Below are 292 nucleotides of genomic sequence, written 5' to 3'. Positions count from 1 at the left end.
AGGAGAGTGGAACATCAGGAGCAGAACTGCCTGCCTGTAGTTGGAACATCGTCTGATGGCCAAGAAATAATGTGGGGAGGAGAAGCAGCCAGGAGAGAAGGAACACAAGGAGCAGAACTGCCTGCCTGTAGCTGGGATGTTGTGCTGCAGCCAAGGAACAGCACAGGGAGCAGAACTGGCCAGGGAAGGAACATAAGGAGAACTGCCTGCCTGTAGCTGGGAGCTCAGCCCATGGCCAAGAAATAACGTAGGGAGGAGAAGCAGCCAGGAGAGTGGAACATAAGCAGCAGAA

At 54.1% G+C, this 292-nt stretch carries 1 protein-coding gene; it reads left to right on the top strand.

The window, feature by feature from the left end; genetic code table 11:
- Nucleotides 1–216, top strand: a 216-nt coding sequence (locus LZD48_RS19185) for a hypothetical protein (RefSeq protein WP_235764143.1), incomplete at its 5' end; no start/stop codon positions are given.
- Nucleotides 217–292: the final 76 nt, after the last annotated feature.

Origin of the sequence: Oceanobacillus alkalisoli (assembly GCF_021556485.1) — a bacterium.
Lineage (GTDB): Bacteria > Bacillota > Bacilli > Bacillales > Amphibacillaceae > Oceanobacillus > Oceanobacillus alkalisoli.
This window is presented reverse-complemented; position numbering and strand designations above follow the sequence as displayed.